Raw genomic sequence first — 14,505 nt, forward strand, 5'->3', positions numbered from 1 at the left:
CGAAATGGGCCGGAGTGGGAAAGGTCACGTCGGTTCCGGTCCTGGAAGGGGAAAGAGGGAGGCGGCTGCGCAAGAGGCCGGAATCCCGATTTTCATCACCTCTCCGCGATCGCCTGATAACGCAACGTAGTTAGTTGGACGAAATAGCGCTTGAAAAGCCACTTTGCGTTGCCGAACAGGCCCGGAACCTACTAACTTGCGCAGGCGTCCGCCCTCCGCAAACGAGAGAAAACCGAGGTGACCCGGCGTGGCCCTTCCTCCCCTCACTCCTGAACAGCGCGCCGCGGCTCTGGAAAAAGCCGCGAAGGCCAGAAAAGAGCGTGCGGAAGTCAAGAACCGTCTCAAGCACGGTGGCATCTCCCTGTCCGAGGTCCTCGCCGACGGGCAGACCGATGACGTCATCGGCAAGATGAAGGTCTCCGACTTGCTGCAGTCGCTCCCCGGCGTCGGCAAGGTCCGCGCCAAGCAGATCATGGAGCGCCTCAACATCGCCGAGTCCCGGCGTGTCCGTGGTCTCGGGGCCAACCAGCGCGCCGCGCTGGAGCGCGAGTTCGGCAGCGCCGAATAACCGGACGATCCCGAGCGGGAGATCCGGCACGTGGATGTCCCGCTCGGTGACCGCAGGTCGCGAGCCCTAGGCTCCGGCCGACCGGACACCGATGCCGCGGTGTGACCTGGGGCGAGAGCGATCTTCCGATCGCGATCCCGCCCGGTCGCGCCGCGGCACGGTGGTATAAAAGACCCATGCCAACGGCCCGCTCGATGTGCCGGAACGGCTTTATGGGGCCGTCCGCGACGAGGTCGGGCGCACGGCACGCGCGTCGCCTTCGTCCACGCGGTGCCGGAGCACGAACAACCGTCGATCCGCTCGCGCGGGGTTGAGAGTTTGGAATCCAGTGCCTGTTGAGCCGCGGAACGACGCCAGCCCTACCAGCCCGTCGAAGAGGCTCATCGTCCTGTCGGGGCCGTCGGGAGTGGGCAAGAGCACGGTCGTCAAGGAGATCCGCCGACGCCACCCCGAGGTGTGGCTCTCGGTCTCGGTGACCACCCGCGCCCCTCGTCCGGGCGAGACCGATGGCGTCGAGTACCACTTCGTCTCCGACGAGGAGTTCGACCGCCTCGTGGCCGAAGGGCAGCTGTTGGAGTGGGCCGAGTTCTCGGGAAACCGCTACGGGACCCCGCGCCGTCCCGTCGTCGAACGGCTCGCCGGCGGCGATCCCGTGCTGCTGGAGATCGAGCTCCAGGGGGCGCGCCAGGTCCGCGAGAACATGCCCGACGCCTATCTCGTCTTCCTGGCCCCGCCCTCGTGGGACGAGCTGGTGCGCCGGCTGACCGGCCGCGGCACCGAATCGCCCGAGGTGATCCGCCGCCGCCTCGACACGGCCCGCGTCGAACTCGCGGCCGAGAAGGAGTTCGACACCACGCTCGTCAACACGTCCGTGCGCGACGTGTGCGATGAGCTGCTAGCGTTGATGTTCGCGCCGTCTGTGTGATAGGGGCGACCCGACAGGGCGGCAGCCCAGGGGCGCTCTGCGACGGCCACCGCACGATCCACCCACGGCCCCGTCGACACGGGGCCGGTCGATATCCGGGAGTACGCAACGTGGCTGGCACCCTGCCTGTCGCCGAAGGCATCACCAACCCGCCCATCGACGAGCTCCTGCAGGTCGTCGACAGCAAGTACAGCCTGGTCACCATGGCCTCCAAGCGCGCTCGGCAGATCAACGCCTACTACGCCCAGCTGGGCGAGGGCCTGCTCGAGTACGTCGGGCCGCTCGTCGAGACCCAGGTCCAGGAGAAGGCGCTGTCCATCGCCCTGCGCGAGGTCAAGGAGGGGCTGCTCAGCGCGGACCCCTACGAGGGCGTCTGAGACGGACCGTCCGGGGTCGCCCACCAGGGGCCGGGGCGGTTTCGTTAGGGTTCGACCGTGAGCACTGAACACCAGCCCGAAGTCGTCCTGGGAGTGGGCGCGGGCATCGCCGCCTACAAGGTCTGCGACCTGTTGCGGCGCTTCACCGAATCCGGGCACGGGGTCACCGTCGTGCCGACCGCCGAGGCGTTGCGTTTCGTCGGTGAGCCGACGTGGGCCGCGCTGTCCGGCCGTCCGGTCGCCACCGGTGTGTGGGACGGGGTCCACGAGGTCCCGCACGTACGCATCGGCCAGCGCGCCGATCTCGTCTTCGTCGCCCCCGCCACCGCCGACCTGCTCGCCAGGGCGGCCCACGGCCTGGCCGGCGACCTGCTCACCAATACGCTGCTCACCGCCCGCTGTCCGGTGGTGTTCGCTCCGGCGATGCACACCGAGATGTGGGAGCACCCGGCCACACAGGCCAACGTCGCGACACTGCGATCGCGGGGCGCCATCGTCTTGGACCCGGCGGTGGGCCGGCTCACCGGCGCCGACACCGGCCGTGGCCGGCTGCCCGACCCCGCCGAGCTGTTCGCCGTGGGACGGCGCGTGCTCGCGCGCGGCGCCCTGTCCACCGATCTGGCCGGCCGGCGGGTGGTGATCTCGGCGGGGGGCACCCGCGAGCCCATCGACCCGGTCCGGTTCATCGGCAACCGTTCCTCGGGACGGCAGGGGTACGCGCTGGCGGCCACCGCGGTGGCCCGCGGCGCCCAGGTCACCCTCGTCTCGGCCAACGTGGAGCTGGCCGACCCCGCGGGGGTCGAGGTGCGCAGGGTCGGTTCCGCGTTGGAGCTGCGCGAGGCCGTTCTGGCCGAGGCGCCCGCGGCCGACGCCGTGGTGATGGCCGCGGCGGTCGCCGACTTCCGGCCCTCCAGTGAGGCCGGTGGGAAGATCAAGAAGACGGGGGCCGCACCCGCGCCGATCACCCTGGTCGAGAACCCTGACGTGCTCGCCGAGCTGGTGCGCGAGCGCGCGCGGGCTGACCAGGTCATCGTCGGGTTCGCGGCCGAGACCGACGACGTCTTGGAGAACGGGCGCGCCAAGCTCGCCCGCAAGGGCTGCGACCTGCTCGTGGTCAACCAGGTCGGTCGGGGCAGGGCCTTTGGGACCGTCGACAACCAGGCGGTCGTGCTCGGCCGCGACGGTACGAGCACCGAGATCCCGCGCGGTCCCAAGGAGGATCTGGCCGATCGGGTGTGGGATCTGGTGACGGAAAGGCTGTCCCGGTGAAAACCCACCGGTAAGGTCGTCATTTGGTGGGATTCCATGGTGACATGCCATCGCCGGTGTCGTACTGTTGTGCGGATGCCGTGCGGGAAGGCGCCCTACTACAGTGGTTCCCACCAATCGATCGCGTCGGCCGGAGACCTGCGGGCGGTAGCGTCCCTCGGGTACCGATCGCCGCCGACAACTGTCAGCCAGCAGCCGCTGCAAGGAGTCCCTCAACGTGTCCCGTCGCCTTTTCACCTCCGAGTCGGTCACCGAAGGCCACCCCGACAAGATGGCCGACCAGATCAGTGACGCGATCCTCGACGCAATGCTCAAGGACGACCCGAAGAGCCGGGTCGCCGTCGAGACGCTGATCACCACCGGGCAGGTGCACGTCGCCGGTGAGGTCACCACCGAAACCTACGTCGACATTCCCAGCATCATCCGGGAGAAGATCCTCGAGATCGGCTACGACTCCTCCGCGAAGGGATTCGACGGGGCCTCCTGCGGGGTCTCCGTCTCGATCGGCGCGCAGTCCCCCGACATCGCCCAGGGCGTGGACACCGCTTACGAGAAGCGCGAGAACCAGGACTCCGACGACCTCGACCTCCAGGGCGCGGGCGACCAGGGGCTGATGTTCGGTTACGCCAACCGCGAGACCCCCGAGCTCATGCCCCTGCCGATCAAGCTCGCCCACGCGCTGTCCCAGCGGCTGTCCGAGGTGCGCCGCGACGGCACCATCCCCTACCTGCGCCCTGACGGGAAGACCCAGGTCACGATCGAGTACGACGGCGCCACCCCGGTCCGGCTGGACACCGTCGTGGTCTCCAGCCAGCACGCCTCGGACATCGACCTCGGCGAGCTGCTCACGCCCGACATCAAGGAGCACGTGATCGCCCCGGTCGTGGCCAGCTACGGCCTCGAGACCGACGACTACCGCCTCCTGGTCAACCCGACCGGCCGCTTCGAGATCGGCGGCCCCATGGGAGACGCCGGTCTGACCGGCCGCAAGATCATCGTCGACACCTACGGCGGCTACGCGCGCCACGGTGGCGGCGCCTTCTCCGGCAAGGACCCCTCCAAGGTCGACCGTTCCGCGGCCTACGCCACGCGCTGGGTGGCCAAGAACGTCGTGGCCGCGGGGCTGGCCGAGCGCGCCGAGGTCCAGGTCGCCTACGCCATCGGCAAGGCGCACCCGGTCGGCGTCTTCCTGGAGACCTTCGGCACCGAGCAGGTCGCCCCCGAGCTGATCGAGAAGGCGGTCCTCGAGGTCTTCGACCTGCGTCCGGCCGCCATCATCCGCGACCTCGACCTGCTGCGCCCGATCTACTCCAAGACCGCCGCCTACGGTCACTTCGGCCGCGAGCTCCCGGAGTTCACCTGGGAGCGCACCGACCGGGCCGAGGCGCTGAAGAGCGCCGTCGGGGCCTGACCGCCTGCCCCGCACGCGACAACGCCGGGACGGGACCCGCGCGGTCATGCGCGGGTCCCGTCCCGTCTCGTCCATGGGCGCCTCAGGAGGCCGAGGGCAGGCGAGCCAGCGTCCATTTCTGCACGGCCTCCAGCGGCCCCTGCGAGAAACGGCGCAGCCACAGGGAAGCCGCCACGACCAGCAGCAGGCTGACCGCGGCCCACAGGCCCAGCACCCACCACGGCCCACTGCCGGCCATCCGCTCGGCCAGTCCCAGCCCGAAGCCGTAGCACAGCAGCATGCACGCCACGTTCTGCGCGACATAGCCCGACAGCGCCGTACGGCCCAGCGCCGACAGGCCGTGCGTGAGCGGCCCCGGACGCCGGACGCGGTCCATCACGACCCCCACCAGGCCGATGTAGCCGATCGCCAGTACCGGCGCGGCGACGTAGCGGTCGAGCAGGAAGAAGTCGGGCCCGGCCAACGTCGTCGCCAGGTTCAGCGGCAGGCCCGCGCCCACGCCCCAGACCAGCATGCGCGTCCGTATGCGCCGCCCGGAGGCGCCGGGATCGAACGCCCCGGCCCTGAACAGCCGCACCCCCACCAGGAACAGGCACACCATCAACGGCAGCGCCACCACCATCTCGGCGCGGAGCACGGCCACGTTGGCCAGCCGGAAGGCCACCAGGTCGAGGTAACCGCCCTGGGCGTAGAGCGCGACCACGGGATCCTCGACCGCGGAGGCGTCCCCGCCGCCGGGTTCGGAGCGGGCCGCGGCCACCAGCACCACGGTCAACGCGGTCATCGCGATGACGTGGAACGCCCCCGAGCCCCACAACGCGACCCGCTGGACCACGCGGGAGCGGGGGAGCAGCCACGCGACGATCAGCGCGGTCACCGCGTACCCCATGAGCACGTCCCAGGCGAACACCAGGGTGAAGTGCACCGCCCCCTCGAACAGCAGGAACAGCGCCCGCCAGCGGTAGCGCCCGGGCCAACGGTCCCCTCGCCGGGCCGCCGAACGGAACTGGATCGCCAGGCCCACGCCGAACAGCACGGTCAGCAGGGCCAGGAACTTTCCGTTGGCGGCGAAGCGGAGCAGCACCTCGGCGATTCCGGAGAGCGAGGGGTCCGTCAGCAGCGAGTCCAACGGCACCAGTGGAGTGCCGGCCGCCAGCGGAGCGATGTCGCCGCCCGGGGCGGTGAAGATCCACACGTTCGTGCCGAGCGTGCCCAGGATCGCCACGCCACGTAACACGTCGAGCAGCGGCAGTCGCCGCGCCGCGGCCGGCCCCGCGGCTACTCCGGTCCGTGTGGTCGTGGTCTCCATCGTCAGCGTCCCTCCATCAGTCGGCCGCCCTTCCGGCCGGAACGCTTCCGATACTTCCGCCCGGGCGTCTCCCGCGCCTCCTGCCGAATGCCGAACCGGGATGCTGCTTTCGGAGGACTCTCAGGGACGGATCTCCCCCTGACATGCCGGAGGCGGCGTCGCGGGATCCACCGCGACGCCGCCTCCGGCGGGCCTCAGATGCGAATGGTGGTGCTGCGCACGATCTCGAACACCGGATGGTTGGGTGCCGCCTCCACGAACTCGGTGTCGGAGGAGTCACGGCCCACCTCGAAGTAGGAACCGACCACCACGGCCCGGGGATGGGCGAGGTACTCGCGCAGTACCGGCGCCGCCCGTTCGGGTTCGACCTCGAGAACGCTGATCAGCTCGATCCAACCGCCCCGGCGCAGCGTCGCGATGCCCTCCTTGCGGAGGTTGCGGACCCAGCCCACGGGGCCGTAGGGAGCGACCAGGAAACGGCCGTTGGCGTTCTCCACGAGACTGATCGGCGTTGTACGCAGGAACCCGGACTTCGCGCCGCGGGTGGTGAGCAGGTGGGTCTCCCGTGGCGCGGCGCCGTACTTGACGAGACCGCCGATGAGGGCGTTCGCCGTGCGTCGCAGTCTGGTCATCTCAAATCGCCTGGTGCCGTTCGTCATCGCCTCTCCCTACGTCGCACTCCCCTCCATTCTGGGGGGCGCGACGATCACCTCGCGCGCACCCTCCATACCCGCCGGCCCGACGGCGAACCCGCGGGGGCGAAGGGGCTCATCGGAACGCCGGGATACCCGTCACCGCCTGTCCCAGACTGAGCGCGTGCACCTCCTCGGTGCCCTCGTAGGTGGCCACGGTCTCCAGGTTCAGCAGGTGCCGCAGCACCGGATACTCCAGGGTGATCCCGTTCGCGCCGTGGATCGACCGCGCGGCGCCGGCCACCCGTTGGGCCGCCGCGACGTTGGCAAACTTGCCGTAGCTGACCTGGGTGTGGTGGCAGGCGCCGGCGTCCTTGAGCCGGCCGATCTGGAGCGCGGTCAGGGCGGCGGAGTTGACGTCCACGACCATGTCGGCGATCTTGCGCTGGGTGAGTTGGAAGGCCGCGATCGGACGGCCGAACTGCACCCTCGTGCCGGCGTACTCCAGCGCGGCCTCGTAGCAGGCGCGCGCCGCGCCGGCGACCCCCCACACGATCCCGTAACGGGCCTCGTTGAGGCACGACAACGGCGCGCCCAGACCGGCCGCACCGGGAAGCCGCGCCGACTCCGGCAGCCGCACTCCGTCGAGCACCAGTTCGGAGGTGATCGACGCGCGCAACGACAGCTTGCGGTGGATCACGTTGGCGCTGAAGCCGGGCGTTCCCGCGGGGACGAGGAACCCGCGGATCCCCTCTTCCGTCGTCGCCCAGACCACGGCGACATCGGCCACCGAGCCGTTGGTGATCCACATCTTCGTCCCGTCGAGGATCCAGTCGGAGCCGTCACGGCGGGCGCGGGTGCGCATCGATCCGGGGTCGCTGCCGGAGTCCGGTTCGGTCAGTCCGAAGCAGCCGATCGCCTCGCCGGCCGCCATGCGCGGCAACCACTCCCGTTTCTGCTCCTCCGAGCCGTACCGGTGGATCGCGGTCATCGCCAGTGACCCCTGGACCGACACGAAGCTGCGCAGCCCCGAGTCCACCGCCTCCAGTTCACGACAGGCCAGCCCGTAGGCGACCGCGCTCGTCCCGGCGCACCCGTAGCCCTCCAGGTGCATGCCGAACACGCCGAGGTCGCCGAACGCCTTGGCCAGTCCGCGAGGGTCGGGGATCGTGCCGGCCTCGAACCAGTCGGCGACGTGGGGGAGGAGCTCCCGGGTCGCGAAGTCGCGGACCGTGTCGCGGATCGAGCCCTCCTCCGCGTCCAGCGACGTGTCAACGGCGAGGAAGTCCCGCGCGTCGGGGGCGGCGGGCTTGTGCTGGTCGCCCATGATGGGTCCTTTCGGTTGTGGTGTGGATGTCCAGGGAACCGAGCGTGCCGGCGGGCGGATCGTCAGGGAGTGGCCTGCCGGGCCGCGCCCCGGTCGATCATCCCGCCGATCTGCTCGGCCGTGAAGCCCAGCTCGGCGAGCACGGAGGCCGAGTGCTGACCCAGGAGGGGAGGCGGTGACACCGCGCCGGCGTCATCGGCCTGGGACTCCAGCCGGAAGCCGGCCCGGACCAGGTCCAGGCGCCCGGCGGTGGGGTGGTCGGTCGTCATGGTGACGTCGTCGCCGGCCGCGTCGGCCGTGCGGATCGCGTCGAGCACGCCACGCACCCGGCCCACCGGCACGCCCGCCTCCATCAGCAGCCGGGTCCACTCCTCGGCGCCGCGCCCACGCAGTACCGAGGTGATCTCGGCGACCAGTTCCCCGCGATGCTCCACCCGGCCGGGGTTGGTGGCGTAGCGTGGGTCGGCCGCCAGGTCCGGCCGCTCCAGCACGGCGCACAGGCGCCGGTACAGCGTGTCGTTGCCGGCGGCGATCACGATGTCGGAATCGGCGGTGGGAAAGACCTGGTAGGGCACGATCGCGCCGTGGGCGTTGCCGGCGCGTCCCGGCTCGCGGCCGGTGACCAGGGCCTGCTGGGCGAGGTTGACCAGCCCGGACAGGGCGGAGCCGATCAGCGACACGGTGACGTGCTCGCCCCTTCCCGACGCGCGGGCGCGCACCAGCGCGCCGAGGATCGCCACGGCCGCGTTGAGCCCGGTCAGGACGTCGGTCACGGCGACGCCCACCTTGGCCGGCGCGCCGTCTGGCTCGCCCGTCACCGCCATCAGCCCGCTCTCCGCCTGCACGATCAGGTCGAACCCCGGCCGTTGGGCGGGGACGTGCCCGGGGCCGAAGCCGCTGATGGAGCAGTAGACCACCGCGGGGTTGCGCTCCCGCACCGCCGCGTACCCCAGGCCGAGCCGTTCGGCCACACCCGGACGGAAGTTCTGGACCACCACGTCGGCGCGCGCGCACAGCTCCCGCACCGCGGCCAGACCGTCGGGGTCCTTGACGTCCACGGCCAGACTCCGTTTGCCGCGGTTGACGGCCAGGTAGTAGGCGGCCTCCCCACCGGCCCGGGGCGGTCCCCACGAGCGGGTGTCGTCTCCGTGACCGGGGTGTTCCACCTTGACGACCTCGGCTCCGAGGTCGGCCAGCAGCATGGTGGCGTAGGGCCCGGCGAGCACCCGGGACAGGTCGGCGACGAGGATCCCGTCCAGGGGACCGGAGGGGGCGGTGCGATCGGTGTCGGTCATCCTCGGGAACACTCCTCATGCGTGCCGGCGCGGGAAGCGCGCAACTGGTGACAGGTCTCCAGACAGCGGCGGAGTGCCGTGGCCAGCGCTCCCCCCGACTGCCCGGCGTAACGGGTCTGGACGCGACGCACCATTTCGGCGGTGTCGGTACGGACCGACAGCCCCTCCACGAGACAGCGGAAGAACTCTCGGGCGAGATCGGTCAGCAAGGTGGTGTCCGCGGCGACGACGCGGCCGTCGGAGAGGTCGACGGCGAGCACGACCCCCAGCCGTTCGTATTGGGAGTGACCGGCGACCGTGTCGGGAAGGCGGGCGTAGCCCGAGACCAGGACCACGTCGGGGTTGTCCAGGAGCGGCCGGAAACGGTCGTGTGCCTGCACGGTGCTGTTCCTCCAGAGGGCATGCGAGTACTCCATGTCTTGCACTGGAGTCTCGCGCCTGGACAGGACGACCGGGAAGGACCGGTCACCCTCGGCGGGAGGGCAGGCCCTCCCAGTATGTCGGATCCGATCGTGGCGGTGTCAACGCTCCCACCCCCGAACAGCCCGGTTTGCCTTCCCCAGGGGAGCGTGCGCTATAGTCCGGGCCAGGTCATGAGCGCCAGCGCCAAGCCCCGGCTCGCTGGCCGGCAACCCTCCTTCCGCGGTGGGGTGCCCCGGGTGAGGACCAGGTCGAGACACGACCACCAACGTCAACGTGTCAGACAAGCGCGGACCCCGTCCGACGGTGCCAGCAGATGCGCCCTGGGGTCCTCTGTGACTCTGAGAGGTGCCTGATGACAGCTATCGCCCCGTCCCCGCTCGCTTCCACCGACCTGCCCGACGCCCCCGCCGTGGTCGGGACCGGACTGCGGGTTCCGCTGGTCACCGGCGGGAGCGCCGAGTACGCCAACCTCGACCACGCGGCCAGCGCCCCGTGCCTGGAGGCGGTCCGCGAGGCCGTCGAACAGGCGCTGCCCCGTTACGCGAGCGTGCACCGCGGGGCCGGACTGCACTCGCAGATCAGCACGGACGCCTACGAGCGGGCCCGGGCCTCGGTGGCGCGCTTCGTCGGCGCCGGCGAGGAGGACACGGTGGTGTTCGTCCGCGGCACCACCGACGCGCTCAACCTCCTGGCGCGGTGTCTGCCGCGGGGCACCACCGTGGTGCTGTTCGCCGGAGAGCACCACGCCAGCCTGCTGCCCTGGGAGCACGAGGGGAGCCGGGCGGGCGAGGTCGTCCGGCTCCCGCTGCCCGGCGGGCCGGAGGAGGCGGTCGAGGCCGCCCGCGCCGCGCTGCGGGCCGCGCGGCCGGGACCCCGCCTGTTGTGCGTGACGGCGGCGTCCAACGTCACCGGCGAGGTGTGGCCGATCGAGGAACTGGCGCTGGTGGCGCGGGAGGAGGGGGCGCGCGTCGTGGTGGACGCCGCCCAGCTCGTCCCGCACCGGCCCTTCGACCTGGCGGCCTGCGGCGCCGACTACGTCGCCTTCTCCGGCCACAAGCTCTACGCGCCCTTCGGCTGTGGCGTGCTCGCCGGACGCGCCGACTGGCTCCGGGCGGCCGACCCCTACCTGGCCGGTGGTGGCGCCACCGCCAACGTCACCGACGCCGGTGTCGTCTGGAGCGACCTACCGGATCGGCACGAGGCGGGCAGCCCCAACGTCATCGGGGCGGTGGCGCTCGCCGCGGCCTGTGAGGCCCTGACCGAGGCGGGGTGGGAACATCTGCGCCTGCGGGAGGAGCTGTTGCTCGGCCGGTTGCGGGACGGCCTGGCGGGAATCTCCGCGGTGACCGAGCTCGCGTTGTGGGGGACGGGGTGGCCACGGGTGGCGATCACGTCGTTCGTCGTGGAGGGGGTGGCGGGTGACCTGCTGGCCGCGGCGCTGTCCGCCGAGTACGGGATCGGCGTGCGCGACGGCCTGTTCTGCGCCCACCCCCTCACCCGGGCGCTCCTGCCGGAGGGACACGGACGCGCGGTCCGGGCCAGCATCGGGCTGGGGACGACCCCGGAGCACGTGGACCGCCTCGTCCACGCGGTCGCCGAACTCGTGGCGGAGGGACCCCGGTGGACCTACGCACGCGAGGAGGGGCGGATCGTCCCGGTTCCGGACCTCCGCCTCCACGGGTAAAGGACAAAAGACTTTTCAGAGGACAAAATTCGCTTAAATAAAGTGAGAATTATCCCGGGGGGATAAAAGTCCGAAGAGGCGGTAGCATCGGGCGCTAATGAACGGGCACCGTAACGGAGCCGGAATGGATCACGAGTCCACTCCGGTCCGGGCGCCCATCAGCCGACGGCTCGGGGAGCGCGATCGTGACTGATCACTGGTGGGCGACGAGGACCGACCGGCGGCCGAGCGTGCTGGAGATCCCCTGGCCGCGCGTGGTCCGGCTGGACGAACGACGTAGCGGGCCGCGCCGTGCGGCACCACGGGCACAAGCGATCGTGAAACCTCCCTCTCCCCTGGAACGGGCCCAGACCGCCTTCCTGCGCCGGGCCGTCGGCTACCTGGCCGCGGATCTGCGCGTCCGCCAGTACATCACCCTGGGCGCCGACGCCGCCGCCGTCGGCGCCGCCCGGGACGCCGCCCGGGAACACGTCCCCGACCCCCACTTCCTACGGATCGACACCGACTCCGTCCCCTCCCTGGCCGGCCGCGGACAGGCGGGGGAGGAGGAGATCACGGTCCTACGCGCCGGCGGTCTCCCCGCGGGGGAGCTCATCGGCCGGCTCCGCGTCCGGGGGCTGGTCGACTTCACGGCACCGGTCGCCGTGTTCGTCCTCGACGCCCAGCTTCGCCTCACGGGCCCGCTCCAACCGCACAAACTGGCGGCGACGTTCCACGCGGTGCTGTGCCCGGGCAGCCACCTCGCGATCACCCGGCCGCCCCACGGCTGCCCCGACACGCGGAGCCGGGAACACACCGCCGAGCTGTTCGCCCCGTTCCGGCTGATCGAACCCGGCCTCGCCGACATGGCCTGGTGGCCCTACCCCGACGAGGAGGTCACCGGTCGCGGAACCGGAGTCCTCGCCGGGGTGGCGCGCCGCTCCTGAGACAGCGGGGCGCCCCGCTGCCGGCTAGGCGACCTCGTCGCGCTCACGCCAGGCGCTCAGGTAGGCCCGGGTCATCCAGGCGTCGGCCCAGGCGTGGTCGGGCCGCTCGGGCAGGAACGACGACCTCGACAGTTCCTCCAGCCGTTCCTCCAACCCCTTCGCCGCCTCCAGGGCCTCCTCCCGCGTGAAGCGCCCACGGCGCAGGTCGCGCAGCCACGGCCCCCACGGGTCGGGGATCGGCAACGTGATCCGCCCGGTCTCCAGCAGTTCCACGCCCTGCACCCCCAGACGCACCATGTGCATCGCGAACTTCACGTCGAAGCCGTAGCGGTCGACCAGCTCGGGCCGGTTGGTGCGGCGTCCGCCGCGTCGGCCGAGCAGGCTGTCGCGTTGGGTTCGCAGGTAGCCCAGGAAACGGTGGCCGGCCTGCCGGGAGACGATGCGGGAGGCCGAGGCGCGCAGCTCCTCCCCCAGGGGAGAGAGGTGGACGATCTCCGCGTCGGGCACGAACAGCGGCAACAGGACCGTGGGATTCCCGCTCAGGGCCAGCCGCATCCACTTGCGCAGCGAGTACACGGTGAGATCGAGGTCGCCGGGACCCGATCGAGCGCCTTCGGGCTGGGAACGGAAGACGTACTGCTCGAAGGAGCGCAGCCCGATCACGTACTCGGGCGGTTCCACGCAGATCCCCATCTCGTCGCGGTCGTTCAGACCGTCGACGGAGGTTCCGTGCACGCCGGAGCCGACCTGGCAGAGCAGGATCGTGCCCTGGTCGGCGATCCGCGCGGCCTCGGGGGTGGAGTGCTTCACCTGCGCCTCCTGGAGTGATGGGGACGAATGGGACCGACGGTAACGGCACCCTCCGACATGAGGCACCTGGTTTTCCGGAGGCTCCGGCACACCGGAACGGGGACGGTGGGACGGGCGACGGCCGGCGGTGCTGTTCCACTCGTGCCAGGCCCCGGCGACAAAGGGACCGGGGCATCGCCGAATTCACGGAAGAACATGAATTCGATGGCTTGAGACATCACTTTCCGTGGAGGATCGGGCGGATGGCGGAGCGGGACATGGGCCCATGCCTGCCGCCGGAGCCACTGCGCGCGATAGAAGGGCCGGAACCGTTCCGGTGGCCGGATGGGGAAACCACTCCGGTCCCGTGAAGATCGGTCGCGTAGGGTCCTCATCTGGAAACCGCTCGTGGAGGAGTGGAGGAGAGGCATGGCCGTTTCAGGGTGGATCGACAAGGCGTTCTCGTCTACGGCCGTTCTCGTGGTGCTCTCCGGGTGTTCGCTGGAGGATGTGATCGAACCTCAATTGGAGGTTCCGGATCCCACGGTGTCTCCGCCTGAGGCGTCTTTGGAGGGGTTCGCGGAGTTCAGTGACCTGTCGTTGCCTGAGGGGGTGCGGGAGGTCGGTGTGGATTCGGGGTTCGACGATTACGGGCGGGTCGTCTACTGGATCGATTTCGTGATCGACGACCATAAGGCCGCGGAATCCGTCTGCGAGCAGGCGGGGATCTTCCTGCCATACAGTGATGGTGTTCCCGCATATGAGCGTGAGAAGTTGCGTATCGATCCCGCGGATCTGGAACGCCATTCAGGCGTTCCGCGGGGTTGTGAGGCCCTTATCGGTGATCTCAGTACGGAGGTCATGGCGGTGGTCTTGTATCCGGATCCTTCGGAGGAGGGGCCGGCCAAGGTCTACATGTCGGAGTACGAGGTATCGCGGTGACGTTGACACCACCGCCGGAGTGCCACCTCCTATACCCGGCCGCCATGGAACGTGGTGATGAGGCGATGAGGGGGACCGGTCCGATGGGTGTCCGTAAGGTGTTCTTTCTGTCGGCTGTTCTCGTGATGCTTGTCGGGTGCTCGCTGGAGGATGTGATCGAGCCTCGATGGGAGGTTCCGAATCCTACGGTGCCTCCGCCTGAGGCGTCTTTGGAGGGGTTCGCGGAGTTCAGTGACCTGTCGTTGCCTGAGGGGATGCGGGAGGTCGGTGTGGATTCGGGGTTCGACGATTATGGGCGGGTCGTCTATTGGATCAGCTTTGTGATCGATGATCATGGGGCCGCGGAATCCGTCTGCGAGCAAGAGGGAAGTCTTCTCTCGTACGCCGATGGCCTGGCCGAGTACGAACGGGAACAGCTTCGGATCGATCCCGCGGATCTGGAGCGCTACCCGGGACCTCCCCGGGGGTGTGAGTTCCTTGTCGGTGATTTCAGCACGCAGCTCATAGCGGTGGTCCTGTATCCGGATCCTTCGGAGGAGGGGCCGGCCAAGGTCTACATGTCGGAGTACGAGGTGTCGCGGTGAGATCGGTCCTCTCGCTGGGGAGCGGCACCCTTGCTCTCCGGCGT

Annotated in this window: 15 protein-coding genes and 1 riboswitch; of the genes, 9 read left to right on the forward strand and 6 right to left on the reverse strand. The window is 70.2% G+C overall.

Annotation, left to right across the window (positions count from 1 at the left end; genetic code table 11):
- Positions 1-247: 247 nt before the first annotated feature.
- The 5 genes from mihF (at position 248) to metK (ending at position 4,550) form a co-directional block, all read left to right on the forward strand.
- Complete coding sequence (gene mihF / locus ACYVHU_RS02530; protein ID WP_078760491.1) at positions 248-568, forward strand: integration host factor, actinobacterial type; 321 nt, start codon at positions 248-250, stop codon at positions 566-568.
- 328 nt (positions 569-896) lie between these two features.
- The gene (gene gmk, locus ACYVHU_RS02535; protein WP_078760492.1) at positions 897-1,493 is read left to right on the forward strand and encodes a guanylate kinase; all 597 of its coding nucleotides are present in this window, start codon (positions 897-899) and stop codon (positions 1,491-1,493) included.
- Positions 1,494-1,603: 110 nt separating this feature from the next.
- A complete protein-coding gene (gene rpoZ, locus ACYVHU_RS02540; protein ID WP_078760493.1) occupies positions 1,604-1,870 on the forward strand; it encodes a DNA-directed RNA polymerase subunit omega in 267 nt (88 codons plus the stop codon).
- A 57-nt stretch (positions 1,871-1,927) separates the two neighbouring features.
- Entirely contained in the window at positions 1,928-3,139 is a 1,212-nt protein-coding gene (gene coaBC, locus ACYVHU_RS02545) for a bifunctional phosphopantothenoylcysteine decarboxylase/phosphopantothenate--cysteine ligase CoaBC (protein ID WP_078760494.1), read from the forward strand.
- Positions 3,140-3,356: 217 nt separating this feature from the next.
- Positions 3,357-4,550, forward strand: coding sequence for a methionine adenosyltransferase (metK, locus tag ACYVHU_RS02550; RefSeq protein WP_078760495.1), 1,194 nt, complete (start codon positions 3,357-3,359; stop codon positions 4,548-4,550).
- 82 nt (positions 4,551-4,632) lie between these two features.
- On the opposite strand, the gene ACYVHU_RS02555 is transcribed toward metK, so the two are convergent.
- The 5 genes from ACYVHU_RS02555 to ACYVHU_RS02575 form a co-directional block, all read right to left on the reverse strand.
- Positions 4,633-5,859, reverse strand: coding sequence for a DUF418 domain-containing protein (locus ACYVHU_RS02555; protein WP_078760496.1), 1,227 nt, complete (start codon positions 5,857-5,859; stop codon positions 4,633-4,635).
- A 194-nt stretch (positions 5,860-6,053) separates the two neighbouring features.
- The gene (locus tag ACYVHU_RS02560; RefSeq protein ID WP_078760497.1) at positions 6,054-6,518 is read right to left on the reverse strand and encodes a nitroreductase/quinone reductase family protein; all 465 of its coding nucleotides are present in this window, start codon (positions 6,516-6,518) and stop codon (positions 6,054-6,056) included.
- Positions 6,519-6,627: 109 nt separating this feature from the next.
- A complete protein-coding gene (locus ACYVHU_RS02565; protein ID WP_078760498.1) occupies positions 6,628-7,818 on the reverse strand; it encodes an acyl-CoA dehydrogenase family protein in 1,191 nt (396 codons plus the stop codon).
- Positions 7,819-7,880: 62 nt separating this feature from the next.
- Complete coding sequence (locus tag ACYVHU_RS02570; protein WP_078760499.1) at positions 7,881-9,113, reverse strand: CaiB/BaiF CoA transferase family protein; 1,233 nt, start codon at positions 9,111-9,113, stop codon at positions 7,881-7,883.
- Positions 9,110-9,493: a DUF3870 domain-containing protein gene (locus ACYVHU_RS02575; RefSeq protein ID WP_235000768.1), complete on the reverse strand. Its 384-nt coding sequence runs from the start codon at positions 9,491-9,493 to the stop codon at positions 9,110-9,112. The genes ACYVHU_RS02570 and ACYVHU_RS02575 overlap by 4 nt, the downstream gene beginning before the upstream one ends.
- Positions 9,494-9,702: 209 nt before the next feature.
- Positions 9,703-9,829: riboswitch (SAM riboswitch) on the forward strand.
- Positions 9,830-9,888: 59 nt separating this feature from the next.
- On the opposite strand from ACYVHU_RS02575, the gene ACYVHU_RS02580 reads away from it, so the two are divergent.
- Together ACYVHU_RS02580 and ACYVHU_RS02585 are read left to right on the forward strand one after the other, a co-directional pair.
- Positions 9,889-11,220, forward strand: coding sequence for an aminotransferase class V-fold PLP-dependent enzyme (locus ACYVHU_RS02580; RefSeq protein WP_432935939.1), 1,332 nt, complete (start codon positions 9,889-9,891; stop codon positions 11,218-11,220).
- Positions 11,221-11,405: 185 nt separating this feature from the next.
- Positions 11,406-12,146 (forward strand): SAM-dependent methyltransferase, encoded by a 741-nt coding sequence (locus tag ACYVHU_RS02585; RefSeq protein ID WP_159457217.1) that lies wholly within the window; start codon positions 11,406-11,408, stop codon positions 12,144-12,146.
- Positions 12,147-12,170: 24 nt separating this feature from the next.
- Here ACYVHU_RS02585 and ACYVHU_RS02590 read toward each other — a convergent pair whose 3' ends face one another.
- Entirely contained in the window at positions 12,171-12,956 is a 786-nt protein-coding gene (locus tag ACYVHU_RS02590) for a nucleotidyltransferase domain-containing protein (protein WP_078760503.1), read from the reverse strand.
- Between the two features lie 324 nt (positions 12,957-13,280).
- Between ACYVHU_RS02590 and ACYVHU_RS02595 the strand changes: the two genes are divergently transcribed.
- Positions 13,281-13,877, forward strand: coding sequence for a hypothetical protein (locus tag ACYVHU_RS02595; RefSeq protein ID WP_498947414.1), 597 nt, complete (start codon positions 13,281-13,283; stop codon positions 13,875-13,877).
- Positions 13,874-14,461, forward strand: coding sequence for a hypothetical protein (locus ACYVHU_RS02600; protein ID WP_498947415.1), 588 nt, complete (start codon positions 13,874-13,876; stop codon positions 14,459-14,461). Before ACYVHU_RS02595 ends, ACYVHU_RS02600 begins: the two co-directional genes overlap by 4 nt.
- Positions 14,462-14,505 lie beyond the last annotated feature (44 nt).

The organism is Marinactinospora endophytica, from assembly GCF_054780875.1.

Coding starts and splice junctions, on each gene's coding strand:
- ACYVHU_RS02555 (WP_078760496.1), bottom strand. CDS start 5,859: ATGGAGACCACGACCACACGGACCGGAGTAGCCGCGGGGCCGGCCGCG.
- ACYVHU_RS02560 (WP_078760497.1), bottom strand. CDS start 6,518: ATGACGAACGGCACCAGGCGATTTGAGATGACCAGACTGCGACGCACG.
- ACYVHU_RS02565 (WP_078760498.1), bottom strand. CDS start 7,818: ATGGGCGACCAGCACAAGCCCGCCGCCCCCGACGCGCGGGACTTCCTC.
- ACYVHU_RS02570 (WP_078760499.1), bottom strand. CDS start 9,113: ATGACCGACACCGATCGCACCGCCCCCTCCGGTCCCCTGGACGGGATC.
- ACYVHU_RS02580 (WP_432935939.1), top strand. CDS start 9,889: ATGACAGCTATCGCCCCGTCCCCGCTCGCTTCCACCGACCTGCCCGAC.
- ACYVHU_RS02595 (WP_498947414.1), top strand. CDS start 13,281: ATGGGGAAACCACTCCGGTCCCGTGAAGATCGGTCGCGTAGGGTCCTC.